This window comes from Bradyrhizobium macuxiense, assembly GCF_001542415.1.
GTDB classification, from domain to species: domain Bacteria; phylum Pseudomonadota; class Alphaproteobacteria; order Rhizobiales; family Xanthobacteraceae; genus Bradyrhizobium; species Bradyrhizobium macuxiense.
This window is the reverse complement of sequence record NZ_LNCU01000004.1, coordinates 1-2,045: the sequence shown is the minus strand read 5'-3', so window position 1 is coordinate 2,045 and position 2,045 is coordinate 1. Positions and strand designations below refer to the sequence as shown.

At 61.8% G+C, this 2,045-nt stretch carries 2 protein-coding genes; both read left to right on the top strand.

From position 1 onward, the window contains the following. Positions 1-42 precede the first annotated feature (42 nt). Positions 43-1,011, top strand: coding sequence for an IS481 family transposase (locus AS156_RS00580; RefSeq protein WP_066498346.1), 969 nt, complete (start codon positions 43-45; stop codon positions 1,009-1,011). A 292-nt stretch (positions 1,012-1,303) separates the two neighbouring features. Then, on the top strand, positions 1,304-2,045 hold a 742-nt coding region (locus AS156_RS00575; protein ID WP_201455975.1), incomplete at its 3' end, for a transposase.

Here is a 2,045-nt window from a genome sequence, read left to right as displayed (position 1 = left end):
AAGCTGAGGTTGCGAAACTTCAGTGTTCCCCGGAGAGACCAGATGAACATCCACAAGAATGCGCCTTTGACGCCGAAAGGTCGAGAGGCGATGGTGCGGAGCGTGATCGAGGGCGGCCTGACGAAGGCCACAGCCGCGCTCCAATTCAATGTGACGGCAAAGACGGTCGCCAAATGGGTCAAGCGCTTCCGCGCATTAGGCGTCGATGGTTTGCGGGATCGTTCCTCGCGGCCTCATTCATTGCCAAGCCAAACCCCGGCAGCCACATGCGCCGCTGTCGAGACGTTCCGCCGGCAGCGCCACACCGGCAAACAGATCGCGCTCGAAGTTGGGGTCTCCGCAGCAACCGTCAGCCGTATCCTGCGCCGACTCGGTTTGAACAGGCTGGCTGCCCTGGAGCCGGCCGAGCCGATCCGGCGCTATGAGCGCCAGCATCCTGGTGAACTGATCCACATAGACATCAAAAAGCTCGGCAAGTTCAATCGGATCGGCCATCGGATCACCGGCGATCGACATGGGTCGAGCAATCTGCGTTCTCGCCGTCAAGGGCCAGGCTGGGAATACGTACATGTCTGCATCGACGATGCGTCACGGATCGCTTTCAGCCAGGTCATGAAGAACGAGCGAAAGGGTTGCGCCATCGCTTTCCTCAAGGCGGCCGTGGCCTACTACGTGAGCCTCGGCGTGAAGGTACAGCGCGTCATGACCGACAACGGCGCGTGCTACAAATCCTTCGCCTTCCTAAGGGCGTGTAAGCGCCTCGGCCTCAAGCACATCCGCACCAGGCCCTATACACCCAAAACCAATGGCAAGGCCGAACGCTTCATTCAAACCAGCCTACGAGAATGGGCCTATGCGCAGGCCTACAACACCTCAGCAGAAAGAGCAGCCGAGTTGCCACGATGGCTTCATTGCTACAACTGGCATCGTCCTCATGGCAGTATCGGCTCAAAGCCACCGATCAGCAGACTCGGATTGACCGGGAACAACCTCTTGAGGCTCCACAACTAGGGCGTCAGGCCTGCACGACTTCGCCGTCCGCCTTGCACGTGCTCGTCAGTCACACGCTCGGCGTCCACCGCATCTCACCGCAACACTCGTGACGATCGCGAAGCGCCCCTCAATCGGGTGAGACGGGCGGATCATAGACCGAGTTTCCCTTCTGATAAACAGAAATATTTTTCGCGCCGGGACTTGCGCCGGGTCCCGTCCGGAAGTTGGTTGGAATTGAGGGTGGCGTAGTCTCCGGGGTGATCAAACCTCGAATCAGCCGGCGTTGGAACGCCGGATCGGAGACCACGCCATGATCAGCGATATCACGAAGACGGATGTGCCGCAGGACGGCGGCGAGACGGCTCCCCAGCTTTTCGATGATTGGTTTGATCCGATCGAAGGAGCGGTACGGGAACGGGTACGAGAGTTCATCGAGGAATTGATCCGGGACGAACTGGACACGCTGCTTGCGCGACCGCGCTACGAACACAGGAAGGCTGACCAGGAGGAAGCCTCCACCGCCGTCACAGGCCACCGACACGGCAGCCGAACGCGGTCGCTGACCGGCAGCTTCGGTCCCGTCGAGATCGCGGTACCGCGTGCCCGGCTGGATAGCCCCGATGGCACGACGAGGGAGTGGAAGAGCCATCGGCTGCGGGCCTACCAGCGGCGTACGTTGGCGGCCGATGCATTAATCGCCAATGTTTACCTGTCCGGCACCAACACGCGCCGTGTCCGTCGGGCGCTGGGCGCGCTGTTCGCGGGCAGCGTCGGCAAGGACACGGTGAGCCGGGTCTGGCGCAAGGTGAAGAGCGACTGGGACGCCTGGAATGCCCGCTCGTTGGCTGAGGAGCCGATCGTGCGGCTGATCCTCGACGGCACCGTGGTTCGGGTTCGGCTCGACCGCAAGGCGACCGCGATCTCGCTGCTTGTCGTGATCGGGGTTCGCGCGGATGGCCAGAAGATACTGCTGTCGATCAAGAGTATGGGCGGCGAGAGCACCGCAGCCTGGCGGGCCGTGCTCGACGATCTCGTCCGTCGTGATCTGCGGC